The organism is Sphingopyxis indica, assembly GCF_032879645.1.
Lineage (GTDB): Bacteria > Pseudomonadota > Alphaproteobacteria > Sphingomonadales > Sphingomonadaceae > Sphingopyxis > Sphingopyxis indica.
Window position 1 is genome coordinate 2,738,839 of sequence record NZ_CP076394.1, and the last position, 25,964, is coordinate 2,764,802.

At 65.5% G+C, this 25,964-nt stretch carries 25 protein-coding genes; 13 read left to right on the plus strand and 12 right to left on the minus strand.

The genetic code is table 11. The features are described from left to right. Nucleotides 1-47: 47 nt before the first annotated feature. Together ggt and KNJ79_RS13025 are read right to left on the minus strand one after the other, a co-directional pair. Nucleotides 48-1,742 (minus strand): gamma-glutamyltransferase, encoded by a 1,695-nt coding sequence (gene ggt / locus KNJ79_RS13020; protein WP_317151382.1) that lies wholly within the window; start codon nucleotides 1,740-1,742, stop codon nucleotides 48-50. 174 nt (nucleotides 1,743-1,916) lie between these two features. Then, entirely contained in the window at nucleotides 1,917-2,984 is a 1,068-nt protein-coding gene (locus KNJ79_RS13025) for a quinone-dependent dihydroorotate dehydrogenase (RefSeq protein WP_317151383.1), read from the minus strand. Nucleotides 2,985-3,066: 82 nt separating this feature from the next. On the opposite strand from KNJ79_RS13025, the gene KNJ79_RS13030 reads away from it, so the two are divergent. From KNJ79_RS13030 to KNJ79_RS13075, 10 genes are all read left to right on the plus strand, one after another. Beyond that, a complete protein-coding gene (locus KNJ79_RS13030; protein WP_317151384.1) occupies nucleotides 3,067-4,872 on the plus strand; it encodes a DUF885 domain-containing protein in 1,806 nt (601 codons plus the stop codon). A gap of 97 nt (nucleotides 4,873-4,969) precedes the next feature. Further along, on the plus strand, nucleotides 4,970-5,854 hold the full coding sequence (locus KNJ79_RS13035) for a helix-turn-helix domain-containing protein (protein ID WP_089217462.1): 885 nt from the start codon (nucleotides 4,970-4,972) through the stop codon (nucleotides 5,852-5,854). Nucleotides 5,855-6,164: 310 nt separating this feature from the next. Next, the gene (locus KNJ79_RS13040) at nucleotides 6,165-6,662 is read left to right on the plus strand and encodes an RrF2 family transcriptional regulator (RefSeq protein WP_245836955.1); all 498 of its coding nucleotides are present in this window, start codon (nucleotides 6,165-6,167) and stop codon (nucleotides 6,660-6,662) included. After that, nucleotides 6,659-8,161: a Fe-S cluster assembly protein SufB gene (gene sufB, locus KNJ79_RS13045; RefSeq protein ID WP_317151385.1), complete on the plus strand. Its 1,503-nt coding sequence runs from the start codon at nucleotides 6,659-6,661 to the stop codon at nucleotides 8,159-8,161. Before KNJ79_RS13040 ends, sufB begins: the two co-directional genes overlap by 4 nt. Nucleotides 8,162-8,195: 34 nt before the next feature. Next, complete coding sequence (locus tag KNJ79_RS13050; RefSeq protein WP_317151386.1) at nucleotides 8,196-8,798, plus strand: hypothetical protein; 603 nt, start codon at nucleotides 8,196-8,198, stop codon at nucleotides 8,796-8,798. Between the two features lie 191 nt (nucleotides 8,799-8,989). Then, entirely contained in the window at nucleotides 8,990-9,820 is an 831-nt protein-coding gene (gene sufC, locus KNJ79_RS13055) for a Fe-S cluster assembly ATPase SufC (protein WP_317151387.1), read from the plus strand. 109 nt (nucleotides 9,821-9,929) lie between these two features. Continuing rightward, the gene (locus tag KNJ79_RS13060) at nucleotides 9,930-10,661 is read left to right on the plus strand and encodes a SufD family Fe-S cluster assembly protein (protein ID WP_317151388.1); all 732 of its coding nucleotides are present in this window, start codon (nucleotides 9,930-9,932) and stop codon (nucleotides 10,659-10,661) included. Nucleotides 10,662-10,816: 155 nt separating this feature from the next. Then, on the plus strand, nucleotides 10,817-11,962 hold the full coding sequence (locus KNJ79_RS13065) for an aminotransferase class V-fold PLP-dependent enzyme (RefSeq protein ID WP_317151389.1): 1,146 nt from the start codon (nucleotides 10,817-10,819) through the stop codon (nucleotides 11,960-11,962). Next, nucleotides 11,959-12,429, plus strand: coding sequence for an SUF system Fe-S cluster assembly protein (locus KNJ79_RS13070; protein ID WP_317151390.1), 471 nt, complete (start codon nucleotides 11,959-11,961; stop codon nucleotides 12,427-12,429). Before KNJ79_RS13065 ends, KNJ79_RS13070 begins: the two co-directional genes overlap by 4 nt. Before the next feature lie 140 nt (nucleotides 12,430-12,569). Then, nucleotides 12,570-12,926: a HesB/IscA family protein gene (locus KNJ79_RS13075; protein ID WP_317151391.1), complete on the plus strand. Its 357-nt coding sequence runs from the start codon at nucleotides 12,570-12,572 to the stop codon at nucleotides 12,924-12,926. A 1-nt stretch (nucleotide 12,927) separates the two neighbouring features. On the opposite strand, the gene KNJ79_RS13080 is transcribed toward KNJ79_RS13075, so the two are convergent. Then, on the minus strand, nucleotides 12,928-13,644 hold the full coding sequence (locus tag KNJ79_RS13080) for an extensin-like domain-containing protein (RefSeq protein ID WP_317151392.1): 717 nt from the start codon (nucleotides 13,642-13,644) through the stop codon (nucleotides 12,928-12,930). Between the two features lie 37 nt (nucleotides 13,645-13,681). Beyond that, nucleotides 13,682-15,073 carry a cytochrome P450 gene (locus KNJ79_RS13085; protein ID WP_317151393.1) on the minus strand — a complete coding sequence of 464 codons (1,392 nt, stop codon included), beginning with the start codon at nucleotides 15,071-15,073 and terminating at the stop codon, nucleotides 13,682-13,684. A gap of 176 nt (nucleotides 15,074-15,249) precedes the next feature. Here KNJ79_RS13085 and KNJ79_RS13090 point away from each other — a divergent pair, with 176 nt between their 5' ends. Continuing rightward, on the plus strand, nucleotides 15,250-16,131 hold the full coding sequence (locus KNJ79_RS13090; protein WP_317151394.1) for a hypothetical protein: 882 nt from the start codon (nucleotides 15,250-15,252) through the stop codon (nucleotides 16,129-16,131). A 6-nt stretch (nucleotides 16,132-16,137) separates the two neighbouring features. On the opposite strand, the gene KNJ79_RS13095 is transcribed toward KNJ79_RS13090, so the two are convergent. The 8 genes from KNJ79_RS13095 to KNJ79_RS13130 form a co-directional block, all read right to left on the minus strand. Continuing rightward, nucleotides 16,138-17,469 carry a dicarboxylate/amino acid:cation symporter gene (locus KNJ79_RS13095; protein ID WP_317151395.1) on the minus strand — a complete coding sequence of 444 codons (1,332 nt, stop codon included), beginning with the start codon at nucleotides 17,467-17,469 and terminating at the stop codon, nucleotides 16,138-16,140. Between the two features lie 100 nt (nucleotides 17,470-17,569). Further along, nucleotides 17,570-19,360, minus strand: a complete 1,791-nt coding sequence (locus KNJ79_RS13100; protein WP_089217452.1) for an SLC13 family permease — start codon at nucleotides 19,358-19,360, stop codon at nucleotides 17,570-17,572. A gap of 152 nt (nucleotides 19,361-19,512) precedes the next feature. Then, nucleotides 19,513-20,589 (minus strand): chorismate synthase, encoded by a 1,077-nt coding sequence (aroC, locus tag KNJ79_RS13105; RefSeq protein ID WP_317151396.1) that lies wholly within the window; start codon nucleotides 20,587-20,589, stop codon nucleotides 19,513-19,515. Further along, complete coding sequence (locus KNJ79_RS13110) at nucleotides 20,586-20,960, minus strand: VOC family protein (protein ID WP_317151397.1); 375 nt, start codon at nucleotides 20,958-20,960, stop codon at nucleotides 20,586-20,588. The genes aroC and KNJ79_RS13110 overlap by 4 nt, the downstream gene beginning before the upstream one ends. Before the next feature lie 55 nt (nucleotides 20,961-21,015). Next, a complete protein-coding gene (locus KNJ79_RS13115; RefSeq protein WP_317151398.1) occupies nucleotides 21,016-21,543 on the minus strand; it encodes a GNAT family N-acetyltransferase in 528 nt (175 codons plus the stop codon). Then, on the minus strand, nucleotides 21,536-22,363 hold the full coding sequence (locus KNJ79_RS13120) for an SDR family oxidoreductase (RefSeq protein ID WP_317151399.1): 828 nt from the start codon (nucleotides 22,361-22,363) through the stop codon (nucleotides 21,536-21,538). The genes KNJ79_RS13115 and KNJ79_RS13120 overlap by 8 nt, the downstream gene beginning before the upstream one ends. Next, entirely contained in the window at nucleotides 22,360-23,430 is a 1,071-nt protein-coding gene (locus tag KNJ79_RS13125) for a YihY/virulence factor BrkB family protein (RefSeq protein ID WP_317151400.1), read from the minus strand. Before KNJ79_RS13125 ends, KNJ79_RS13120 begins: the two co-directional genes overlap by 4 nt. Before the next feature lie 3 nt (nucleotides 23,431-23,433). Next, on the minus strand, nucleotides 23,434-24,363 hold the full coding sequence (locus KNJ79_RS13130; protein ID WP_317151401.1) for a DnaJ C-terminal domain-containing protein: 930 nt from the start codon (nucleotides 24,361-24,363) through the stop codon (nucleotides 23,434-23,436). 176 nt (nucleotides 24,364-24,539) lie between these two features. Here KNJ79_RS13130 and pdxH point away from each other — a divergent pair, with 176 nt between their 5' ends. Both pdxH and KNJ79_RS13140 read left to right on the plus strand, forming a co-directional pair. Beyond that, nucleotides 24,540-25,118 carry a pyridoxamine 5'-phosphate oxidase gene (gene pdxH, locus KNJ79_RS13135; protein ID WP_089217445.1) on the plus strand — a complete coding sequence of 193 codons (579 nt, stop codon included), beginning with the start codon at nucleotides 24,540-24,542 and terminating at the stop codon, nucleotides 25,116-25,118. Then, complete coding sequence (locus KNJ79_RS13140) at nucleotides 25,115-25,933, plus strand: PhzF family phenazine biosynthesis protein (protein WP_317151402.1); 819 nt, start codon at nucleotides 25,115-25,117, stop codon at nucleotides 25,931-25,933. Before pdxH ends, KNJ79_RS13140 begins: the two co-directional genes overlap by 4 nt. Nucleotides 25,934-25,964 lie beyond the last annotated feature (31 nt).

The window sequence follows — 25,964 nt, forward strand, 5'->3', positions numbered from 1 at the left end:
GCCTCTTCTCTCCCGGGAGGATGCTGCGTCTGTTGTTTTCTATTATCTTATTCGGCCGCCGCGCTCGGATCGTCGGTCGCCCAGGTGCCGGGTGTACGCGGGTCGGCGGCACCGCGCCAGCCGGCCGGGGTGCGCTCGATCGCATTGACCTTCGATCCGAAATCCTCGGGCCGGATCGGCTTGCCGAACACCGCCGATTCCTTTGCGATCCGCTGCCCCATCGCATTATCCTCGATGATCGCGCCCTGATCGTCGAAATAAAGATTGGGGAGCGCGATCGCATCCTCGGCGGACAGGCCCCAGTCGAGCACGCCGATCAGCGTCTTGGTGACATGCATGATGATCCGCTTGCCGCCGGCCGAACCGAGCGCGAGGATCAGCTTGCCGTCGGGACCATAGACGATCGTCGGCGACATCGAGGACAGCGGGCGCTTGTTCGCCTCGACCCGGTTCGCGACGGGTTTGCCGTCCTTTTCGGGCACGAAGGTGAAATCGGTGAGTTCGTTGTTGAGGATATAGCCGTTGGCGACGAGCTGGCTGCCGAAGATCGATTCGACCGTCGAGGTCATCGTCGCGACATTGCCGTCGCGGTCGACCGCGACGAAATGCGTCGTGCCATGCTCGGCGACCGGCCCGGTGGGGGTGCGCGGTTCGGCGCCCGGCGGCGAGCCCGCGGGATAGTCGCTGCGCACCGAATAGGGCGAGATCAGCATCCGCCGGCTCGCCAGATATTGCTTGTCGAGCAGTCCCTTCACCGGCACGTCGACGAAATCGCTGTCGCCGAGATATTGGCCGCGATCGGCATAGGCGAGCTGCATCGCCTCGGCGAGCAGGTGCCAGCTCATCACATTGTCCTTGCCCATCGCCTTCATGTCATAGGCTTCGAGCATGCCGAGGATGCCCTGCACGGTCGTCGCGCCCGACGAGGGCGGCGCCATCCCGCAGACCTTGTAGATGCGATAGGTGGTGCAGACCGCCGGGCGCTCCTTCGCCCGATAGGCCTTGAGGTCGGCGAGCGTCATCTTCGCCGGATTGCGCGGCGCCCGCGTCACCGCCGCAACGATCGCCTGCGCATTGGCGCCGGTATAGAAAGCGTCGGGGCCGCGCGCCGCGATGTCGCGCAGCAGCTTGGCATAGGCCGGGTTCCTGATGACCGTGCCCACCGGCGCGGGCTTGCCATCGACATAATAGATGGCGCGAAGCTCGGGGAAATCCTTCCACACATCGGCATAGAGCGTCATGAAACGGTTGAGGACCGGGGTGACCTCAAACCCCTTGTCGGCAAGGTCGATCGCGGGCTGGAAGATATCGGCCCAGGCGAGTTTGCCCCAGCGCTTGTGAACCTCTTCCATCAGGCGGATATTGCCGGGGACACCGACCGACAGCCCGCCGGGAACCACATCCATGAACCCGCGCGGTTTGCCGTCCTTGTCCAGAAAGCGCTCGGGCGTCGCCGCCGCCGGCGCTTTTTCGCGGCCGTCGATCGTCGCAATCGTCCCCGTCTTCGCATCATGATAGAGGAAGAAGCCGCCGCCGCCGATGCCGCTCGACTGCGGCTCGACGAGCGTCAGCACCAGCATCATCGCCATTTCGGCGTCGGCCGCCGATCCCCCTTTCATCAGTATCTCGCGCCCCGCTTCGGTCGCGCGCGGATCGGCGGAAGAGGTGACGCCCTGCGCCGCGGCGAGCGACGGGATGGCGATGACGAAGAGGCTGAGGACGGCAAGGATTCGTTTGATCATGCGCGCGACATTGGCGCGGGGCATGGAGCGTTGCAACCCCGACAACATCCTCCCCTCCCGCCTGCGGGCGGGGTGCCGAGGCTTGCGAACTTGTTCGCTAGCCGCAGCGGGGTGGGCTGACCGCGCCGCCGCAGGCCCACCCCTGCCCCCTCCCGCAAGCGGGAGGGGAACCGGCTATTCGGCCGTCCCCACCGCGTCGGCAACGCGCGCAAAGCCGTCGCGCGCCGCCAGCTCCTCCAGCCCGCGCGCGATGCGCGCGGCGAGACCCGGGCCTTCATAGACCATCGCCGAATAGAGCTGCACCAGGCTCGCCCCGGCGCGGATGCGTTCCCATGCCTGCCCGGCGGTCGCGATGCCGCCGACGCCGATCAGCGGCACGCGCCCGCCGCTCGCGGCGCGGAAATCGCGGAGCCGCTGGAGCGCGAGGGACGCGAGCGGCGCGCCCGACAGCCCGCCCGCCTCGCCCGCATGGCGCGAGGCGAGCGCCGGGCGCTCGACCGTCGTGTTCGAAACGATGATCGCGGCCAGCCCCTTGTCGATCGCCACCGCAACGATGTCGTCGATGTCGGCGGGTTCGAGGTCGGGCGCGACTTTCAGAAAGACCGGCTTCGCCAAATCGCCCTGCGCCGCCGCGACGCCGTCGAGCAGCGCCTCGAGCGCGCCCCTGTCCTGCAGCGCGCGCAGCCCCGGCGTGTTGGGCGAGGAGATGTTGACGGTCAGATAGTCGGCGAGCGGCGCCATCGCGGCGGCGCCCTTCGCATAGTCGGCGATGCGGTCGGCGCTGTCCTTGTTCGCGCCGATATTGATCCCGAGCGGCACCGGCAGGCCGTAACGGCGCAGGCGCACGATGCGCTCGGCCGCGCTTTCCTGTCCGCCATTGTTGAAGCCCATGCGGTTGATGATCGCGCGGTCCTCGACCAGCCGGAACAGCCGCGGGCGCGGATTGCCCGCCTGCGGCAGCGGGGTCAGCGTGCCGACCTCGACGAAGCCGAAGCCGAAATGCGGCATCGCGTGCGCGACGCGCGCATCCTTGTCGAACCCCGGCGCGAGGCCGACCGGGTTGGGAAAGGCGATGCCGGCAAGCTCGGTGGCAAGCGCCGGGCTGGTGAGCGCGCGCCGCGCGCGCGGCAGCGGCTGGAGCGCGGCGAGCGTCAGATCGTGCGCCGCCTCGCCGTCGCTGGCATGGACGAAGGGGCGGATGAGCGCGTAGGCGGCGTCGGCGGCGGAGGCGAGAAACGACATGGCTCGCCATTGCGCCGCGCGGGGCACTATGGCAAGCCCCGCGGCGGGCCAGAAAAAAGCTATGGAAAAACGGGGAGTAATCGTGTCGCACCTTCGCCTTGCCGCCAAATTGTCGAGCTGCCTGTTCGTCCTTGCCGCCGCCGGCTGCGCCCCCGCTGCGGTCGAACAGGCGCCGCCAGCCGCCGCGTCCGCGGCGCCGGCTGGTGCCGGGCTGGCCGAATTTTTCGAAAAATATGACGAAGCGCAGCTTTCGCTCAGTCCGCTGAGCAAGGCCTATCGCGGCATCCGCGACGCCGATTACGGCAAATGGGACGATGTCAGCGACGAGGCGGAAGTCGCCGAATACAAGCTGCAACAGGCGGCGGCGGCGGCGATGCGCAGCAGCTTCGATCCCGCGACGCTGCCGGCCGACGATGCGCTCTCCTTCGAATTGTTCAACGCGCAGGCCGAGCGCGACGAGCGGTTGTTCGCCTTTCGCGACCATGGCTATATCTTCGATCAGATGAACGGCGCGCAGAGCCGGATGCCCGCCTTTCTGATCAACATCCACCGCGTATCGAATCTGAGCGAGGCCGAGGCCTATGTGTCGCGCATTCGCGGCATGGGGCCGGTGCTCGACCAACTGTCGGCGCAATCGGCCGAGCGCGCCGCCAAGGGTATCCAGCCGCCGAAGTGGGTCTATGCCTATGTCATTTCGGACATCGAGAATCTGCTGCGTCCCGACAATGCCGTGATCGAGGATGTCGAGGCGAAGGCCGCCAGGCTCGATGCCGCCGACGCCGACAAGGCGCGGATCGTCGAGGCCGCAAAGGCGGCATGGAACGAGAGTGCCGCCCCCGCCTATGCGCGCCTGCTCGCCGAAATGCGGCGGCAGCAGGCGGGTGCGCCGACCGAGGACGGCGTGTGGCGGCTGCCCGACGGCGCGGCCTATTACCAGGCGCTGCTCGCCAATTACACGACCACCGGCATGACCGCCGACCAGATCCACGAACTCGGCCTGCGCGAAGTCGCGCGGATTCACGGCGAGATGGAAAGGATCAAGGACAAGGTCGGCTTCAAGGGAAGCCTTCAGCAATTTTTCGAGCATCTGCGCACGAGCCCGCAATTCTATTACACGAGCCGCGAAGCCTATCTGGCCGATGTCGATGCCAAGGTGAAGGCGATGGAGGTGCGGCTTCCCGCCTGGTTCAACACGCTGCCCAAGGCGCCTTTGCAGGTGAAGGCGGTCGAAGCCTTTCGCGAGAAATCGGCGGGCAAGGCCTTTTACCAGTCGCCCTCTCCCGACGGATCGCGCCCCGGCACCTATTATGTGAACCTCTATGATCTCAATGACATGTCGAAGACCGAGCTCGAGGCGCTCGTCTATCACGAAGGCGTTCCGGGGCATCACTTGCAGCGCGCGGTGCAGACCGAACTTGAAGGTCTGCCCGCTTTCCGCCGCTTCGGCGGCTTTACCGCCTATACCGAGGGTTGGGGACTTTACGCCGAGGAACTCGCGAAGGACATGGGCGCCTATACCGACCCCTACAGCGACTTCGGGCGGCTCGGGATGGAATTGTGGCGCGCGTGCCGGCTCGTCGTCGATACCGGGATTCATGACCGGCGCTGGAGCCGCGAGCAGGCGATCGCCTATCTGAAACAGAATACGCCCAATCCCGACGGCGACATCGAAAAGGCGATCGAGCGCTATATCGTCTATCCGGGGCAGGCGACGGCCTATCTGATCGGCAAGCTCAAGATCATGGAATTGCGCGAACGATCGCGCGCCGCACTCGGCGATCGCTTCGACATTCGCGCCTTTCACGATGTCGTGCTGAAATCGGGACCGGTGCCGCTTAACATTCTCGAACGGCGCGTCGACGCGTGGATCGCTGCGCAAAAAGGCTGATCGGCGGCATAAAATTGCCTCTTGACGGGTCGCGCTGAAAAGCAAATGCTTTGTTTCAAGCAACAAGGCAGCGACAGCTGTCGGGGTCGGTCTCGTCATGACGCAAAACACAACGCCGCCGCCGGGTGACGGCGAACCGCCGTTCGAGCTGCAATATTTCGCGCCCGATCCCGATCTGGCCGAGATGGTGTCGAGCTTTTACGTCGCGCGCATCAACATCCCCCATTTCGACGAATATGAACGCGCCGACCGGCCGCAATTCCGCGTGATGAGCAATCCCGACGGCGAATATATCTTCGCCGACGGCCATGTCGTCCCGGCCAGCCGCGCCACGATCATCGGCCCGACGAGCGGCCGCGTGCGCGCGATCGCCCGCGGCACGACGCGCCTTTACGGTTTCGGCATGATGCCCGCGGGCTGGGCCACGCTGATGGGCGACGATGCCGACAAGCTGACCGATCGCGCGATCGACGCGACCGCGCTGTTCGGCGACTGGATGGTCGAGGTTGCGGACGCGCTCGACAAGGCTTCGGGCACCGAAGAACGGCTGGTGATCGGCAATAATTTCGTCCGCGAAATCCTGAAGAAGAACGAGCCCGCGCCGGTGTGGTTCACGCGCACCGTCGACGAATGGCTCGCCTCGCACGCCTCGCCGCAGGTCAGCGACCTGGTCGAGGCGACGGGCATGTCGATCCGCTCGGTCGAGCGGATGACCAAGCATTTCTATGGCCTGCCGCCGCGGATGCTCGCGCGTAAATATCGCGCGGTGCGTGCCGCCGCGGCGCTGGCGCGCGGCGAAACGCTCGACGATGCGATGCTCGCCGACGCCTTCTACGACCAGTCGCACCTGATCCGCGAGATCAAGCGCTTCGCCGGGGCGACGCCTGGGCAGCTCTCGCACCCGACGCTTTATACCAAGGCGACGACACGCGGCCGCAAGCAGCTTGCGGGCCGGGTTAGCCCGCTGGTGTCAGACACCTGACACGAAAGCGTCACCGCGCGTTAACCAACTAAAATTGCGCGTCTCGACGTTTTGGCGTTTCCATACAATCCCGAATCATCGCCGAAGCCTATTCGGCCCTTGCGACCCAGAAGAGCTCTTCCTCCTGACGAGGACTGAGACCTTCATCTCGGCACTCATTTGGCTTCGGCCAGATGGGTGCCATTTTTTTATCGTCGCATACGAAGCCGCACGGGTTGCACCGCCGGAACGTCCTCTCTATATAAGTGGAGTAATTTACTCCAGTTAAGAATCGTTCGCAATTCGAACGGGAAAGAGCCCGGACCAAGCGATGCGCCTGTCCAATCTTGCCGACTATGCCGTGGTGCTGATGAGCGCTGCCGCGCGCCAATGCGGGTCGGTGCCGCTGCACGCGGGGCTGCTCGCCGAACAGACGGGGATTCCGGGGCCGACCGCGCAGAAGCTGGTGAGCAGCCTTGCGCGCGCCGGCCTGCTCGTCTCGACGCGCGGCACCGGCGGCGGGGTGCGGCTGGCGCGCCCCGCGGCGGCGATCAACGTTGCCGACATCATCGAGGCGGTCGAGGGACCGATCGCGCTGACAAGCTGTGTCGAGGCGGGGCGCCACGATTGCGCGCTCGAGGGCAATTGCAAGGTGCAGCCGCATTGGGGCGTCGTCAACGGCGCGGTGCGCGGTGCGCTGGCTGAGATCAGCCTCGCGAGTCTCGTCAAACCCCTCCCGCAAGCGGGAGGGGTTTGGGGAGGGCCTGTAGAGGCCGCCCATTCCACGAATATCCCCTCCCGCAAGCGGGAGGGGAGGATAGAAGCATGACCGAAAACACCGGAACCCCCACAAAAGATATCGGCGTCAAGGATCAGGCCGCGCGCGAAGCGGCGCTGCGCGTCGCCGATTACGAGCATGGCTGGTCGTCCGACATCGAAACCGACTTCGCGCCCAAGGGACTCAGCGAAGATACGGTGCGCTTCATCAGCGCCAGGAAGAACGAGCCCGAATGGATGCTCGACTGGCGGCTGAAGGCCTATCGCCATTGGCTGACGATGACCCCGCCCGACTGGGCGAAGCTGAATGTGCCGCCGATCGACTACCAAGACGCGTACTATTATGCGGCGCCGAAGAAGAAGGAGGCGCTCAAGAGCCTCGACGAGGTCGATCCCGAAATCCTGAAAGTCTATGAAAAGCTGGGCATTCCGATCGAGGAGCAAAAGGTGCTCGCGGGCGTCGAGGGCGCGCGCAAGGTCGCGGTCGACGCGGTGTTCGACAGCGTTTCGGTCGCGACCACCTTCCGCGAGGAGCTGAAAAAGGCCGGCGTCATCTTCCTGTCGATCAGCGAGGCGATCCGTGAATATCCCGAGCTGGTGAAGAAGTGGCTAGGGCGTGTGGTGCCGCAGCACGACAATTATTTCGCGGCGCTCAACTGCGCGGTCTTTTCGGACGGCACCTTCGTCTATGTGCCCGAAGGCGTGCGCTGCCCGATGGAGCTGTCGACCTATTTCCGCATCAACGCCGAGAATACGGGGCAGTTCGAGCGCACTTTGATCGTCGCCGACAAGGGCGCCTATGTCTCCTATCTCGAAGGCTGCACCGCGCCGATGCGTGACGAGAACCAGCTTCACGCCGCGGTGGTCGAACTGGTCGCGCTCGACGATGCCGAGATCAAATATTCGACGGTGCAGAACTGGTATCCCGGCAACGCCGAGGGGCAGGGCGGCATCTATAATTTCGTGACCAAGCGCGCGCTCTGTCAGGGCAAGCGCAGCAAGGTGTCGTGGACGCAGGTCGAGACCGGCAGCGCGATCACCTGGAAATATCCGAGCTGCGTCCTCAACGGCGACGACAGCGTCGGCGAATTCTATTCGGTCGCGGTCACCAACAATTATCAGCAGGCCGACACAGGCACCAAGATGATCCACAATGGCAAGCGCACGCGCTCGACCATCGTCAGCAAGGGCATCAGCGCGGGCAAGTCGAACAACACCTACCGCGGATTGGTGCGCGTCGCGCCCAATGCCGAGGGCGTGCGCAACTTCACCCAGTGCGACAGCCTGCTGCTCGGCGACAAGTGCGGCGCACACACCGTCCCCTATATCGAAGTCCGCAACCCCTCGGCGCAGGTCGAGCATGAAGCGACGACGAGCAAGATCAGCGACGACCAGCTCTTCTACGCAATGCAGCGCGGGCTGGATGCCGAGGAAGCGGTGGCGCTGATCGTGAATGGGTTTGCGAAGGAAGTGCTGCAGCAACTGCCGATGGAGTTTGCCGTCGAGGCGCAGAAGCTGTTAGGTATCAGCCTAGAGGGGAGCGTGGGTTAGAAACGAGCAGATTTACCCAATTGAGGAGATGATCATGACTCAGAAAAATGGCCTGAAAAAATTGTTCGCTGTTGCCAGTGCTGCCGTACTGACATGCGGCGTCGCTCCCAGCGCAGTGGCAACTTCTACCTCCTATATCGAAGGGGCGAGTGTTCCCTTCGCCCTCGCCTACGGAACATGCATTTACGCTGAGCCTGGCCCGGCCGATTGCGCAGCCGTTCGTGATTCGCTTCTTGCCGAAGCGGATCCGATACTCAACCGTTTCTATTTTGCAGACGGACTCGAAGCGCGGCGAAGCCTGCGCACATTATTCGACGATATGGATCGTCAAGCCGTCAAGCTTCGCGCTCAGGACAAGACACTCGCTCCTGAAACGCTTTCGTTCATGGGATGCGTCTCCGATGCGATCCGAAACCAGAAGGATTTTCGGCGCGGCGTGTTTATCAGTGGATCTGACGCGTTCAGGGCATGCAAGGGAAATTATGATGCCTATCTAGCGCGCGATCGCTCGACAAATTCGGTCCAGCGCAACGTAAATTTCATGCGATATGTGAAAGCAATTTTGCCCAACACCTCGACTGGTAATCAGCTTATTCACGACGACGGCTTGCTCATCGAACGAGGCCCGCGCGGCTGACGGCATGAGGCCGCCCAACGGGCGGCAGCCAGTCGTCGGCAATAACGACAAAATGCTCCCGCCTCGGTGACGGGCGCGGCGCGTTGGTTGCGTGGGAAGCACCGCTGCTCGCATAGTCAAACAGTTTAGTCTCGCGCTTGGAAGTAAGAAACCGCGCCCCGATCACTACCAAATATCATAGATAGAAATTTATGCTCAAAATCGAAAACCTCCACGCCGCCGTCGCCGACAAGCCGATCCTCAAGGGCCTGTCGCTCAGCATCAACGCGGGCGAAATCCATGCGATCATGGGGCCGAACGGCGCGGGTAAATCCACGCTTGCCTATGTGCTCGGCGGGCGGCCGGGGTATGAGGTGACCGAGGGGTCGGTGACCCTCACCGATCCTCGTCATGCCGGACTTGATCCGGCATCCACGACTGCGGCGCCGGAATGGACCCCGGATCAAGTCCGGGATGACGATGGAGAGGAGCTCGACCTCCTCGCCCTCGACCCGCACGAGCGTGCTGCGGCGGGCCTGTTCCTCGGTTTCCAATATCCGGTCGAGATCCCCGGCGTGTCGAACGTCCAGTTCCTGCGCGAGAGCCTGAACGCCCAGCGCAAGGCACGCGGCGAAGAACCGTTGTCGGGCGGCGATTTCCTGAAACTCGCGCGCGAGAAGGCGGGGCTCTTGAAGCTCGACATGGACATGCTCAAGCGCCCGGTGAACGTCGGCTTTTCGGGCGGCGAGAAGAAGCGCAACGAGATGGTGCAGATGGGCATCCTCGATCCCAGACTCGCGATCCTCGACGAAACGGACTCAGGGCTCGACATCGACGCGCTGCGCGTCGTCGGCGAAGGCATCAACACGATCATGCGGCGTCCCGACAAGGCGGTGCTGCTGATTACGCACTATCAGCGCCTGCTCGACTATGTGGAGCCTGATTTCGTCCACGTCCTCGCCGCCGGCCGGATCGTCAAGTCGGGCGGCCCCGAACTCGCACGCGAACTCGAAGCGCATGGCTATGCGGAGGTGGCGACTTGAGCATCTACACGCACCTTTCCTTTCATCGTCATGCCGGACTTGATCCGGCATCCATGACCGCGTGGACCCCGGATCAAGTCCGGGGTGACGACGCGTGGGAGGTCGCGGCGTGACCACGGCTTCCCTCCCCACGCGCCGCGATGAGGCGTGGCGCTATAGCGATATCGAGGCGCTGGCGCGCCTCTGGCCGCTGCCCGCGCCCGAGAGCATCGTCGTGCCCGCGGGCGGCGATTTCAAACGCGCGATCGTGCAGGATGAAGGCCGCATCCATCAGATCGAAATGAGCATCGGCAGGAATGCCAAGGCGGCTTTGCATTTGCTCAACATCGGCGGCGCCTATGGCCGCATCGAACTGACCGTCACGCTGCACGAGGGCGCCGACTTCACGCTCGGCGCCGCGCAGATCGGCGGCGGCGAGCAAACGCTCGAGATCATCACCACCGTCACCCATGCCGAGCCCGGCGCGACGTCGCGGCAGGTCGTGCGCTCGGTGCTCGGCGGAACCGCGACGGGCACCTATCTCGGCAAGGTCGCGGTCGCGCGCGATGCGCAGGCGACCGACAGCGAGCAGGATGTGAAGGCGATGCTGATCGAGCGTAGCGCGACGGCCAACGCCAAGCCCGAACTCGAAATCTTCGCCGACGATGTGAAGTGCGCGCACGGCTGCGCGATCGGCGAACTCGATGCAGAGGCGCTATTCTATCTCCAGTCGCGCGGGATGCCGCCGGCGGAGGCGAAGACGATATTGCTGCAGGCGTTCGTCGCCGGCGTGTTCGACGGCGCCGAGGATGAAGCGCGGTTGCAGGAACTGGCGCTGGCGAAGCTGGGGGAATTGGTGTGAGCGGCGACGCAAAAATCCTCCCCGGCACGGGGAGGGGGACCAGCGAAGCTGGTGGAGGGGCACCCTCGGGGACACGCTCCACCGATACATCGCGCAAACCGCCTGTGCCCCTCCACCATCCTGCGGACGGTCCCCCTCCCCGTTCCGGGGAGGATTTGAGGAAGGACTTCCCTGGCCTGACCCCCGGCTGGCACTATCTCGACACCGCCGCCACCGCGCAGAAGCCGCAGGCGGTGATCGACGCGACGGTCGCCGCGATGGGCCGCGACTATGCGACCGTCCACCGCGGCGTCTATGCGCGCTCGGCCGACATGACGCTTGCCTATGAAGCGGCGCGGCGGCGGATCGCGGGCTTTATCGGTGCACGCGAGGAGCAGGTGGCGTTCGTGCGCGGGGCAACCGAGGCGATCAACCTCGTCGCCTATGCGCATCCGAAGAAAGGCCGCGTGCTGCTGTCGGTGCTCGAGCATCACAGCAATATCGTGCCGTGGCAGCTCGCGGGGTGGCAGGTCGACGTTTGCCCGCTCACCGACGACGGCCGCATCGACCTCGATGCCGCCGAAAGGCTGCTGACCTCCGAGCATAATATGGTCGCCTTCGCCCATGTCTCGAACGTGCTCGGCAGCCCGCTCGACGTCGCGCGTGCCGCCGATCTCGCGCACCGCGTCGGCGCCGAGCTGCTGATCGACGGCTGCCAGGCGGTGCCGCGGCTGCCCGTCGACGTGTCGGCGCTCGGCTGCGACTATTATGTCTTTTCGGGGCACAAGCTCTATGGCCCGACCGGCGTTGGGGTGCTGTGGAGCGACAAGCTCGATGCGCTGCCGCCGTGGCAGGGCGGCGGGTCGATGATCGACCGCGTGACCTTTGCCAAGACGACCTATGCCCCCGCCCCCACGCGCTTCGAGGCGGGGACGCCGGCGATTATCGAGGCGCTCGGGCTCGCGGCCGCGGTCGATTATGTCGATGCGATCGGGCTCGACGCGATCCATGCGCATGAATGCGCCCTTGTCGGGCGGTTGCGCGAAGCGCTGGCACGCAAGAACAGCGTGCGCCTGTTCGGCCCCGAAAACAGCGCCGGAATCGTCAGCTTCGCGATGGCGGGGGTTCATCCGCACGACATCGGCACTATCTTGGACGAAAGCGGGGTCGCGATCCGCGCCGGGCACCATTGCGCGCAGCCGCTGATGGAGCATCTGGGCGTTCCGGCGACCGCGCGCGCGAGTTTCGGGCTCTATAGCAATGAAGACGATGTGACCGCGCTGATCGAAGGACTGGCGCGCGTCGAAAGGATTTTCGGATGAGTGAGGACAGCAGCATCAGGGTCGAGGAAGTCACCAGCGTCGAGGCGCCGCCCAAGGCGCGCGTCGCCGACGCCGAGACTGCACCCGAAAAGCTGGAGCGCAAGCGCGACTATCTGGAGGGCTTCCTTACCGCCAGACCCCCGGCGGCCGACCCCAATGCGGTCGGCGGCGACCTCTATGAAGCCGTCATCAATGCGCTGAAGGACATTTACGACCCCGAAATCCCGGTGAACATCTATGATCTGGGCCTGATCTACAATGTCGAGATCGACGAGGGGCATGTGATGGTCACGATGACGCTGACCACGCCGCATTGCCCGGTCGCCGAATCGATGCCGGGCGAGGTCGAACTGCGCGTCGGCGCGGTTCCGGGGGTCGGCGATGCCGAAGTCAATCTCGTCTGGGACCCGCCCTGGTCGCCCGCCAATATGAGCGACGAGGCCCGGCTCGAACTGGGGATGCTGTGAAGGATTAAGCCCCTCCTCTTCAGAGGAGGAGTTTTGGGGTGGTGAGCACCGTGCAGGAGCACCACCCCGCTGCGACTAGCGAGCAAGCTCGCAAGTCTCGCTACCCCTCCTCTGAAGAGGAGGGGGTTAGGAGTGGAGATATGACCGAAACAAAAACCCGCACCCGCCCCACCGCAGTCACGCTGACGCCCAATGCCGAAGCGCGCGTCGCGAAGCTGATGGCCGCTGCCCCCGAAGGCGCGATCGGCGTCAAGCTGTCGACGCCGCGCCGCGGCTGTTCGGGGCTCGCTTATTCGGTCGACTATGTGACCGAAGAGGAAAGGTTCGACGAAAAGATCGAGACGCCGGGCGGCACCTTCTACATCGACGGCGCCTCGGTCCTCTATCTGATCGGCAGCACGATGGACTGGGTCGAGGATGATTTCGCCGCCGGCTTCGTCTTCGACAATCCCAACGCCAAGGGCGCGTGCGGCTGCGGCGAGAGCTTTACCGTCTAAGCTAACGGCATACTGACCATCCCGCGGTCCGCACCGCCATGTCGAGGTGCAGATGATCGGCGTGGGCGCGGTTATAGTCGGGTGACAGCACGGTGCTGAACAGGTCGCACGATCCGTCGCGCACCGCATGAAGGAACTCGCTGCGGCGGTCGCCCTGATCCCAGTCGTTGATCAGCGATACGCGCGTCCCGTCGGCAAAGACGAACGCCGAAATGTCGATCGCATTGGCGGTCGAATGCTCGCTCTGCGCCTGCCGCCCGGCAATCTTGCGGCAATTATAGCTGCCGAGATTTTCGAGCTTCGCGACCTTCTGCCCGAAATATTTCTGCGCGAGCGGCTGGACGACATCGCGCGTCCACAGCGCCATCGCCGCGGTGACCGCGCAGCCGGGCGCCGCATTTGCAGGCTGCATCGTCGGTACAAACGCATTGCCCGTCAGGATCATCCGCTGGCTCGCGCGGCACGCGCCCTCGCCCATCGGCGCGCGGCGCTCGTAGCCCGCGCCCGCGCGGTCGAAGGCGGCAAAGCAGGCCGTGTCGTCGCCGGCGAGCGCGAGCAGCTTGCGTCGCGTCGCCCAGCCCTGCGGCTGCGCGAGTTCGAAGCGTGCGGTCGGGTCGTGCTCGGGATGCGCGCGCAGCCAGGCCATCGCGCGGATAGCCGCGATGGTGAGCAGAACGGCGATGCCGAAACCTATGAGATAGGGGCGGAAACTCTTCACCGCCGCACGGTGGCTCAGCCCGCTCCGGCCCGCAAGCTCAGATCGGCTCGAAGCGCACCGTCAGCCCGTCTTTCGGCCGCGGGATCGGCCACATCTGCCAGTCGGGCGCATAGCCCTCGGCGACCGTGATACGGTGCGTCGTCAGCACATGGTGGAAGAAGATCTTCGCCTGCATATAGGCGAAGTGGAGCCCCAGGCACATATGCGCGCCGCCGCCGAAGGGCACCCACGCATATTTGTGCCGCCCGCGCACCGCCTCGGGCGCGAAGCGCATCGGATCGAACCGCTCGGGCTCGGGCCAATATTCGGCCATCATATGCGTGTAGGCGGGATTGATCCCGATGTTGGTGCCGGCGGGTATGTGATAGCCGCCGAATTCGAAATCGCGCAGCGCGCGGCGCGGGATCGCGGGGACCGGCGGGATCAGCCGCAGCGCTTCCTTGAACGCCATTTCGGTGAGTTCGAGTTCGCCGAGGCTGTTATGCCCGACGCCCTCGCCCGCCGGCGCGACCGCGAGCATCTCCTCGCGCAGCTTGTCCTGCCATTCGGGGTGCTTCGCGAGCAGCCAGACGAGCGACGTGATCGAGCTGGTGATCGTATCGTGCGCGGCCATCATCAGGAAATTCATATGATCGACGATCGCCTCGACCGACAGATAGTCGCCGCCCTCGTCCTTCGCCTGACAGATTTGCGTGAAAATGTCCTCGCCCGACGACGCGCGGCGCTCGGGGACCATCTGTGTGAAATAGTCGACGAGATATTTGCGGCCCGCGACGCCGCGCCCCATCGCGGTAAAGGGCATTGGCACGCGGACGATGCCGATCGACGCCTGCACCATGTCGACGAAGGCCTTGTTGACCTTCTCCGCCTCCGGCCCCCATGGAATGCCGAGAAAGCTCGTCGCGGCGAGGTCGAGCGTCAGCTGTTTGATCGCCGGATAGAAGGGGAAGGTCTTGCCGCTCCAAGCGGCGACGCGGTCGCGGATGCCGTCGTTGAGTGCGCCGGCATAGTGGCGCATCGGTTCGGGCTTGAACGCGACCGACAGCGTCTTGCGGTCGGCGCGATGCTTGTCGAAATCCATCAGCATCAGCCCGCGCGGGAAGAGCAGATTGAGGACCGGCCCCCACCCCTGTTCGGACGAAAACAGCTTGTCGCGGTCGAAGAGCACCAGCTCGTTCGCTTCCGCCCCGACGAGCGAAACGCCGCGGCCGCCGAAGCTCTTCGCACGATAGACCTTGCCGAAGCGCGCCACCATACGGTTGGTGAAGCCGGTCGGGTCCTTGAGCTGCGCGAGCGTCGTGCCGAAAACCGGGATGCCGTCGTCGCCGGGAATATGGTCGAGGCTGCTGCCGGAACTGCGCGGCAACCAATGCTGCGTGTCGGGCCCGAAACGCGCCTGTGACCATTCGATCTTCGCCGGGGCATTCATCGTGCGCGACTCTCCATCCATCTCGCCTGATGCAAAGGCTATCGCACTACTGACAGTGATGCAAGTAACGTGCGTCCGCCGCGCCGCGCCCATTCAGCGCAAATTCAACTCGCCTCGGCCATTCAGGCAGCGAAAGCGAAGATCCGCGTGGTCGGATTTTCGCAAGGATCGAACCCATGCGCAAATATTTCCGCCGTCCCCTTTCGCTCACGCTCGGCGCGCTCGCGACGACGACGCTCGGCGGCTGCTATTACGGCGACGTCTATGGCGCCGGCTATGGCGGGGCGGGCTATGCCTGCGGCAATTCCTATTATGACTACGACCCCTATGCTTACGACGATGGTTATGGGTACGACTGCTACGATGCGGCCGACTATGGCAGCGGCTTCGTCAGCATCGGCTTTGGCGGCGGTTGGTACGATAATTATTTCTACCCCGGCTATGGCCTGTGGATGTACGACAATTACCGCAACCGCTATCCGCTGAACGGCCGCTACCTCAACTATTGGGGCGGCCGCCGCGCCTGGTGGAAGCATCGCCGCGATCGCGACGACTGGAACGGCCGTCCCGGCAGGCCTGGCCGCCCCGGCAATTGGAACGGGCACGACCGCGACAGGGACCATGACGGCCGCCCGGGAGGCTGGAACGGACATGATCGCGACGATGATAAGGGGCGGCCGAACCGACCTGGCCGTCCGGGCGGCTGGAACGGTCATCGCGACGACGATCGATCGGACGGAGCGCGACCCGGCAGCAGGCCGCCCGCCGCAGATCGTCCGCAGCGCCCCGATCGTCCCGCCGCCGTGCGGCCGCGACCACAGCGTCCCGGCCTGTCTTCCGATGCGCCCGGCGAGGCCGCCGGACACCGTCGGCCAGTGAGACAGCCCGTAGCGCGCCCGACGCCCCGCCCCAGCCGCCCGGCCGCGACGGCACGACCGGCGCGGCCCGCACCGGCGGCGCGACCGGCACCGGCGCGCTCCGAGCCGAGAATCGCGCCAGCACGCCCCGCCGCGCGCGCGGACCGGAGCACGCGGTCTCGCGCTGCCCGCAACGAATAGCCGCGATCAGGCGGGCGGCGCTGCGGTCATTGCCGGCTCATCCTTGACCCCGGCCGACACCACCGTCGCGGCGACGAGATCGCCGATCACGTTGAGGACGGTGCGGCACATGTCGAGGAAACGATCGACCCCGAGCACCAGCCCGATCCCTTCGGGCGGCACCCCCACCGAGGCGAGGATCAGCGCGATCACCGGCAGCGATCCCGCGGGAACCCCCGCGGTGCCGATGCCGCCGAGAATGCACACGAGCATCACCGAGATCTGCTGCGTCAGCGTCAGGTCGATGCCGAAGAATTGCGCGAGGAAGATCACCGTCACGCCTTCGAACATCGCGGTGCCATTCTGGTTCGCGGTCGCGCCGATCGTCAGCACGAAGCGCGCGACCCGGTCGGGAAGGCGCAGCCGGTCGTGTGCGACGCGCAGCGACGTCGGCAGCGTCGCGTTCGACGAGGCGGTCGCAAAGGCCATGACGAAGGCTTCCTGCGTCTCGCGGAAAAAGGCGATCGGCGATTTTTTCGCGAACAGCTTCAGGATGACCGGAAAGATCACGAACATCTGCAGGCCGAGCGCAAGCAGCACGACGAGGACATAGGCCGAAAGCCGAGCGATCAGATCCCAGCCGAAATGCGCCGCCAGATTGAACATGAAGCAGAAGATCGCGATCGGCGCGAGCTGGATGACGAGGCCGATCAGCCGCATCGCAACCTCGAACACGCCCTCGATCGCAGTCTTCAGCACCTGCGTCTGCGGCGTCTGGACCAGCATCAGCCCGATGCCGAAAAAGAGCGCGAAGAACATCACCGCGAGCACGTCGTTCTGGCTCATCGCGTTGAAGAAATTGTCGGGGACGATCGCGACGACCGCGTCGATGCCCGATTTCGATTCATGCGCGCTCTCGATGATCGCCCCGGCGCGCGCCGCGCCCTCGGCGAGCAGCGAATTGGCGAGCACCGGATCGACCCCCGCGCCCGGCCGCAGCACGTTGACCATCACCAGGCTGACCGCGACCGCGACCGACGACACGATGATGGTGTAGAAGAGCGTCCGCAGTCCGACCGTCTTGAGCGCCCGCATCTCGCCCATTTCGGCGACGCCGACGATCAGTGCCGACACGAGCAGCGGGATCACCAGCATGAACAGCAGGCGGAGGAATATCTGGCCGATCGGTCCGGTGACATAGGTGGTCACGGTGTCGACCCACGGCGCGTCCGCCGCGCCATAATGGACGGCTAGTCCCGTGAACAGGCCCACGGCAAAGCCGACCAGCATCCGCCATTGCAGCCGCCTGGCCCTTGCCTCTTCGCCCTTTTCCGGCGTAGCGGCCGTTGCCTCGTTCATCCCTGTCCTCCTCGTCCTGCCCTGCGCGACCCGTCGCAAGCATAAAGCCGGGGGCGTAACAGTCCGCCGGTCCGCGGGCAATCGCGAGTTTTTTGAGAAGCTACATGAGCAAAGTGATGGCGACGCAGGTCGCCGAACCGACCGCGAGCGTCATCGGAATGCCCGCGCGGAAGAAATCGACGAAGCGGTAATTGCCCGCGGCATAGACCAGCGTGTTGGTCTGATAGCCGATCGGGGTCGCGAAGCTCGCCGAAGCGGCGAACATCACCGCAACGACCATCGGATAGGGATCGACGCCGAGATCGCGGGCGAGCGCGATCGCAAGCGGGGTGACGAGGATCGCGACCGCATTGTTCGTCACCACCTCGGTCAGCAGGACCGACACCAGATAGGTCGCGACGACGAGCGCCCATGGCGGCACCTCGCGCAGCAGCGGGGTCAGTTCGCCGACGATCAGCGCGACGCTGCCCGAATTTTCGAGCGCGAGCCCGACCGCGAGCATCGCAAAGATCAGCACCAGCACATTGCCGTCGATCGAATCCCACGCCTCGTCGGCGTCGATGCAGCGCGTGACGAGGATCAGCCCGACGCCGATGATCGCCGCGACGCCGATGTCCATCAGGTCGAAGCTCGCGAGCAGGATCACCCCGAGCAGCGCCCCGATCGCGATCGGGGCCTTGGCGCGGCGGAATTCGCGTTCGCTGGTCGTGCCGACGCCATAGAGGTGCGGATTGCCGTAAAGCTGTTCGATCTGTTCGGTGGGACCGGTGACGAGGATGCGGTCGATCGCCTGGACGCGGGCATTGGGAAGGTCCGGGCCCGGAGTCTTGCGAAAGCGCGCGATGCCGAGGATGCGCACCTTGAGCGACGAGAGGAAGGGAATTTCGAGCAATCGCCGGCCGATCGCCGGGTGGCTCGGCGCGATCATCGCTTCGACGATCGCTTCGTCGTCCTGGTCGACTTCCTCGCTGCCCGCGGTGAGGCCGATCGCGACATTCTTGTTCGCGCGCATCGACAGCAGCTCCGAAAGGTCGAGCCGCAGGACGAGCCGGTCGTCGGCTTCGAGTATTTCGTCGGCAAGCCCGGTGCGGCGCAGCGCCGAGCCGCGCTTCAGTCCGACGAGCTTGACGCTCGCCCGCTTCGTGAACGGAACGTCGCGTAGCCGGCGCCCGACGAGATTGCCGCCCTTCAATATACGCACTTCGGACAGGAAGCTGCGATGTTCCTGGCTGAGCGCGATCTGGCTGGCGGTATCGTCGGGCAGGAAGCGCCGCGCGATCAGGACGAGCGACAATATGCCCGCGACGCCCGCCACCATGCCTACGGGCGTGATGGTGAAGATGCCGAAGCGGTCGAGCCCGTTATCCTCCGCCACCGCCGCGACGAGCAGGTTCGTCGAGGTGCCGATCAGGGTCGTCGTGCCGCCGAGGATCGAGACGTATGAGAGCGGGATCAAAAGCCGCTTGGCGCTGATGCCGAGCGCGCTCGCCAGCTTGAGCATGATCGGGATCATCACCACGACGACCGGCGTGTTGTTCAGAAACGCCGACGCGACATAGACGCCGAGGAACATCTCGGCGAGCGCCAGCCTTGGGTGCCGCTTCGCGCGCGCGATGATGCGGCTCGCGATCGCGTCGAGCGTCCCGGTGCGCAGCAGGGCGCCCGACAGGATGAACATCGCGCCGATCGTCACCGGCGCCGAGTTGGAAAAAACCGAAAACAGGTCCTTCCCGGTCAAAATGCCGAGGAAGAGGAAGGTGCAGGTGCCGAGGATCGCAACGACGGTCGCCGGAAAGCGCTCCATCACGAAGCCGACGAACATCAGGCCGAGGATGACGAGGCCGATGACCGCCTGATGCTCGGTGACGAAGGCCTCGACAGCGGCGATCATCGGCCGCTAGCACCCGCTCTTCTTCGTCTGAATCGTCATTCCGGCGAAAGCCGGAATCTCGCGCTCACGGTAAAAGGCCACGGCGAGATTCCGGCTTTCGCCGGAATGACGACAGGGAGCGAGGCGGTGTTTCAATCTCATGTCATCAGGCTCTACCCGCACTGCGCCCGGTGCAGCAATTTATGGTCGGCGAGCACGAGCGCCATCATCGCCTCGACCACCGGCGCACCGCGGATGCCGACGCAGGGGTCGTGCCGCCCCTTGGTCACGATATCGGTTGCCTCGCCCGCGCGGTTGACCGTCGCGACCGGCGTGAGGATCGAACTCGTCGGCTTGAAGGCGACGCGCACCACGACCGGCTGGCCGGTCGAAATGCCGCCCGCAATGCCGCCGGCGTTGTTCGAAAGGAAATCGGGGCGATTGCTGCCGTCGCTCGCGGGGCGCATCGGGTCGGCATTTTCCTCGCCGCGCAGCTTTGCCGCGGTGAAGCCGGCGCCGATCTCGACGCCCTTGACCGCATTGATCCCCATCATCGCGGCGGCAAGGTCGCCGTCGAGCTTGGCATAGACGGGCGCGCCCCAGCCGGCGGGAACGCCGCTCGCCGCGCATTCGATCACCGCGCCCAAGGAACTGCCCGCCTTGCGCGCGTCGTCCATCAGGCCTTCCCAGCGCTGCGCGGCGGCGGGATCGGGACAGAAAAAGGGATTACGATCAATCTCTTCAAGGTCGAAATTGGCAGGATCTATCGCATCGCCGCCGATCTCCGCCACCCAGGCGTGGATCTGCACCTCGGGGATGACGAGCCGCGCGACCGCCCCTGCCGCAACGCGCGCCGCGGTTTCGCGCGCGCTCGACCGTCCCCCGCCGCGATAGTCGCGAATGCCATATTTGGCGTCATAGGCATAATCGGCGTGGCCGGGGCGATAGGCCTGCGCGATCTCCCCATAATCCTTCGAGCGCTGGTCGACATTCTCGATCATCAGGCTGATCGGCGTGCCGGTCGTCTTGCCTTCGAAAATGCCCGACAGGATGCGCACCTGATCGGGCTCGCGGCGCTGCGTCGTATGGCGCGACTGGCCGGGGCGCCGCTTGTCGAGGAAGGGCTGGATGTCCTCTTCGGACAGCGACAGCCGCGGCGGGCAGCCATCGACGACCGCGCCGAGCGCCGGCCCATGGCTTTCGCCCCAGGTCGTGAAGCGCAAAACGCGTCCGAAGCTGTTGAAACTCATGCGCGCGGCGTCCTGTCCATGAATTCGATCCGGTTGCCGAAGGGGTCTTCGGTGAAGAAGCGGTGCCGCCCGTCAATCACGCTGTCGTCGTGCGTCGTGAAGCCGGCGCGTTCGAGATGCGCGCGCAGATCGTCGAGCGCGTCGGTCGCGAGCGCGACATGCGCCCTTTTCGCGGGGCGGAAATCGCGTTCGGCGCCCATGTGCAGCTGGCGGTCGCCGAGCGCGAACCAGCAACCGCCGCGCGCCGCCATATCGGCGGGCTTGGGCAGTTCGGCAAGGCCGAGCAGGCCGCCGAAAAAGGCGCGCGCCTCCGCCTCGCCGCCGACCGGCATGGCGACCTGCACATGGTCGATGGCGAGGGCGAGGTCCATAATGGGTCGATGGCGGGATTCGCGCCGCAATTCAAGCGCAACCGGTGCGGCGATTTCAGCCGAGGCGGGCGAAGGCGGGCGCATAGTCGGCGCGGCCCTCGCTTGGCCACGCGCCGCCATCGAGCCTCATCGCCATGAAATACGGGCCGGCAAAGGGCGAAACGAAGCGCGCGCCAAGGTCCGCCGAATAGCCGAAGCGCGAATAATAAGCGGTGTCGCCGAGCACGAAACCGATCGCAACGCCCCGTTCGCGCAGCGCATCGAGGCCGGCGCGAATCAGCGCCCCACCAATGCCCCGCCGCTGATGCACGGGCGACACCGAAAGCGGGGCGAGGCCCGCTGCGGCAAGCGAGCGGCCATCGGCTTCGACATTCATCCGGCTGAACAGGATATGGCCGGCGATCGCGCCCTCGACGTCCGCGACCAGCGACACGAGCGCATCGCCGTCGGCTTCGATTCCGTGAACGAGCTCGGCTTCGCCCTGATAGCCATGGGTGCTACCTGCAAAGGCGGCGCGGATCAGCGCGTCGATCGCTTCGCCGTCCGATGCCTCCGCCGGGCGGATGCGGACGCCGTCAGGCAAGCGCAATGTCCGGCGCATCCTCCTGCTTCATGCCGACGGTGTGATAGCCCGCGTCGACATGATGCGTCTCGCCGGTGACGCCCGAGGCGAGATCGCTCAACAGGTAGAGCGCCGAGCCGCCGACGTCGTCGATCGTGACGTTGCGGCGCAGCGGGGCGTTATATTCGTTCCATTTCAGGATCAGGCGGAAATCGCCGATGCCGCTCGCCGCCAGCGTCTTGATCGGCCCCGCCGAAATGGCATTCACGCGCACCCCCTGCGGGCCGTAATCATTGGCGAGATATTTGACGCTGGTTTCGAGCGCCGACTTGGCGACCCCCATGACATTATAGTGCGGCACGACCTTTTCGGCGCCATAATAGCTCAAGGTCAGCATCGCGCCCCCGCCCTCGCCCGTTTCGGGATCGAGCGGCTTCATCATCGCCGCCGCGCGCTTGGCGACCGCGGTGAAGCTGTAGACGCTGATGTTCATCGTCAGCAGGAAATCCTCGAGGCCGATGTCGGCATAATGGCCGCGGAGCGCTTCCTTGTTGGTGTAGCCGATCGCGTGGACGACGAAGTCGATCGTCGGCCAGCGCGCCGCGAGCGTCGCGAAGGCCTGGTCGAGATTCGCCATGTCGGAGACGTCGCAGTCGATCAGGAAGTCGCAGCCGAGTTCGTCGGCGAGCGGCTTCACCCGCTTGAGCATCACCTCGCCCTGATAGCTGATCGCGAGTTCGGCGCCCGCGCCGTGGAGCGCTCTGGCGATCCCCCAAGCGAGCGACTTGTCGTTCGCGAGGCCCATGATAAGCCCGCGTTTTCCCTGCATCAGACCCGTCATTCCATATCTCCGACATTCACATCGTCGATGCGCCCAATAGCGTCGTGGCCCAAATCCTCAACCTCGACCAGCGCGGCATTGAGTTCGGCGCCGATCACCATACCCAATCCGACGAGGTAGAAAAAGAACAGCGCGACCATCACCCCGGCGAGGCTGCCGTAGGTCGCATCATAGCGCAGCAGGCTGGCGAGGAGCGGCGGCAGCGCCAGCGTGACGCCGATCCACCAGCAGGTCGTGAACAGCGCCCCGGGCCATTTCGGGCAATGCTTGAGCCGGCGATATTTGGACGGGGTGAGCGAATAGAAGAGCATGTAGATCGCCAGAAACAGGCCAAGCCCCGATATGCCGCGCGACAGCAGGACGACCCCCCACGACTGATATTGTTCGGGGAGCACCCGGGTGACGAACTGCTCGATCCCGACGATCAGCACCTGCATGCTGAACGACAGCAGCATCAGCACGACCGCGCCGGTGATGATGCCGATCGACATGATCCGGTAGTGGAAAAAGCCGCGGCTGAAATGCGTGCCATAGGCGCGGCGGAGAATGTCGCGGATCGTCTCGACAAGGCTGCCGACCGTCCACAGCGCGACGAGCGCGCCGAGCCACAGGAAGAGCCCGGTGCGCGCGCCCATCACCTCGCGGATCGGCTCGGCGAGCGTGCGCGAAACGGTCGGCGGCATGATCGAAAAGACCGCGTCGATCGCCGCCTCGCCTCCCGCGCTGCCGCCGAACAGGCTGAGCGCCGCGGCGAGCAGGATGAAGAAGGGGAAGAGCGCGATCAGCGCGAGATAGGCGAGATTTCCCGCATGGATGAAGCCGTCGGTATAGGTGCCGACGATGACGCGGCGCAGAACCTCGAAGATGCGCGTCCCCGGACCCAACCGCTCGCGCGCGTCTTCGATCACGCCCTGCGCGCGTGCCTTCAGATGCAGCCGCTTGGCGCGCTCGGCGCGCGCCTCGGGCGACTGCGGCGAATGGCCCTCGGCCAGAAATTCGCGATCGACCTCATCGGCGACCTCGCGCTCGAGCGCTTCGGTGGATGGTGTTGGCGGGCGCTCAGCCACGCATCACACGCCGAGGTCGGCCCTGACCGACCGGCTATCGGTCCACTCGTCGACCAGCTTGGCGAGTTTCTTGTCGTCGGCGGGCAGGTCGACCATCAACCGCACGAGCTGATCGCCGCGTCCGCCGCCCTTTTGCGAAAAGCCCTTGCCCTTCAGCCGCATCACCTTGCCGGAGGTCGAGCCGGCGGGAATCGACAGCATCACCGGGCCGTCGACGGTCGGCACCTTGATCTTCGCGCCCTTCACCGCCTCGTTCAGCGTGACCGGCAGGTCGAGACGGATATTCGCGCCGTCGCGTTCGAAGAAAGGATGGCTGCCGACGGTGATCGTCACGATGCCGTCGCCGTTTCCGCCCGGCCCCGGCTGCCCCTTGCCCGCGAGGCGCATCTGGGTGCCGGTCTCGACCCCCGCGGGCAGCTTGAGGTCGATCGTGCCGCCATCGGCGAGCGTGATGCGCTGCGTCGCCTGCGTCGCGGCGTCGATGAAGGAAACCGACAGGCGATAGGCGACATTGGCGCCTTTCTGCGGCGGCGGAGCACCGCGCCCGCCGAAACCGCCGAACGGACTGCCGCCACCGCGGCCGCCGAACAGCCCCTCGAAAATATCGCCGAAGTCGGCGCTCTCTCCACCGAAGCCGCCGAAGCCGCCCTGCGCCTGCCCGCGCGGATCGCCGCGAAAGCCGCCGCCGCCATAGCCGAAGGGCATCGCGGGATTCCCCTCGGCGTCGATCTCGCCGCGGTCGAACTGGCCGCGTTTCTCCTTGTCGGAGAGCAGGTCATAGGCCTTGGTGACGTCGGAGAATTTCTCCGCCGCCTTGGGATTTTCCTTGTTCCGGTCGGGATGCAGTTCCTTGGCGAGCTTGCGATAGGCGGACTTTATCTCCGCTTCGCTCGCGCTTTTCGACACGCCGAGGGTGGAATAGGGATCTGCCATATCTCTCCTGTAGCCCGATAAGGTCCCGGCCGGGAAGGCCCGTTGCTTCGGGCCATGTGGGATTGTTGCGAAAGCCGGTCAAGTTCCGTCGGCCGGAACGTCATTCGCTCTCTTGGTTCAGCTTCGAAGACGGCTTTTGCTCGACCCTGCGCCTCCGCCTGATTAAGAGCGTCGCCATGACCACCGAGCCCTTCGCCCTGTTCGATGCCTGGTATGCCGAAGCCCGCGCCAGCGAGCCCAATGATTCGAACGCGATGGCGCTCGCAACCGCGACCGCCGACGGGCGGCCGTCGGTGCGGATGGTGCTGCTGAAAGGCCACGGCCCCGACGGCTTCATCTTCTACACCAACCTCGACAGCCGCAAGGGCGGCGAGCTTGCGGAAAACCCGCAAGTCGCGCTGCTCTTTCACTGGAAGTCGCTGCGCCGCCAGATCCGCATCGAAGGGCCGGTTGCGCCGGTCGCGGACGGCGTCGCCGATGCCTATTTCGCGACGCGCAGCCGCGATAGCCAGCTCGGCGCCTGGGCGAGCGACCAGTCGCGCCCGCTCGACAGCCGCGCGACTTTCGAGGCGCGCTTCGCCGAAATGCAGGCGCGTTTCGAGGGGCGCGACGTGCCGCGCCCGCCGCGCTGGTCGGGCTGGCGCGTGACGCCCGAGCGTATCGAATTCTGGCAGGATCGCGCGCATCGCCTGCACGAGCGCACGCTGTTCGTGCGCGATGGCGAGCGATGGACGAAAGGATTGCTCTACCCATGAGCTGGCGGCACCTTCCCCTCACCCGCGTCGACGCCTTCGCCGACCGGCCCTTCACCGGCAATCCCGCGGCGGTGATGCCGCTCGACGAGTGGCTGAGCGACGATCTGCTGCAGAAAATGGCGGCCGAGAATAATCTTGCCGAAACCGCTTTTCTGGTGCCCGACGACAGCGGCGAGGCCGACTATGAGCTGCGCTGGTTCACCCCCGGCGTCGAGGTCGCGCTGTGCGGCCATGCCACGCTGGCGAGCGGGCATGTGCTGCTGAGCGCCGCGCCGTGGCGCAACGACATGCGCTTTCGCACGCGCAAGGCCGGCATTCTCACCGTTTCGCGCGACGGCGAGGGCGACGGCTATCGCATGGCGCTTCCCGCCTATCCGCCGGCCCCTAAAACCATGCCCGATGTCGCGCGCGCGATGGGCGGCGCGGTGCAGGATATGCTGTGGCACGAAGGCGGCTATGCCTTGCTCGTCTACCCCGACGCAGCGAGTGTCCGCGCGCTCGAACCCGACCTCCGCGCGCTCAAGGAAGGCGGCGACGTCCTCTACATCGCGACTGCCCCCGGCGAGGGCGACCCCTCGGGCGCCGACGTCGTCAGCCGCGCCTTCGCACCCGGCGCCGGGATCGACGAGGACCCGGTGACCGGCTCGGCGCACAGCGTGCTCACCCCCTATTGGACACAGCGCCTCGGCCGCGACCGCTTCGCTGCCTATCAGGCGAGCGCGCGCGGCGGCCATGTCGGATGCCGGATCGACGGCGATAGGGTCGAGCTGTCGGGCCGCTGCGTCACGACGCTGACGGGAGAATTTCTGCTCTGACGGGCGGAAAGGTTCGCGCAGAGACCGCAAA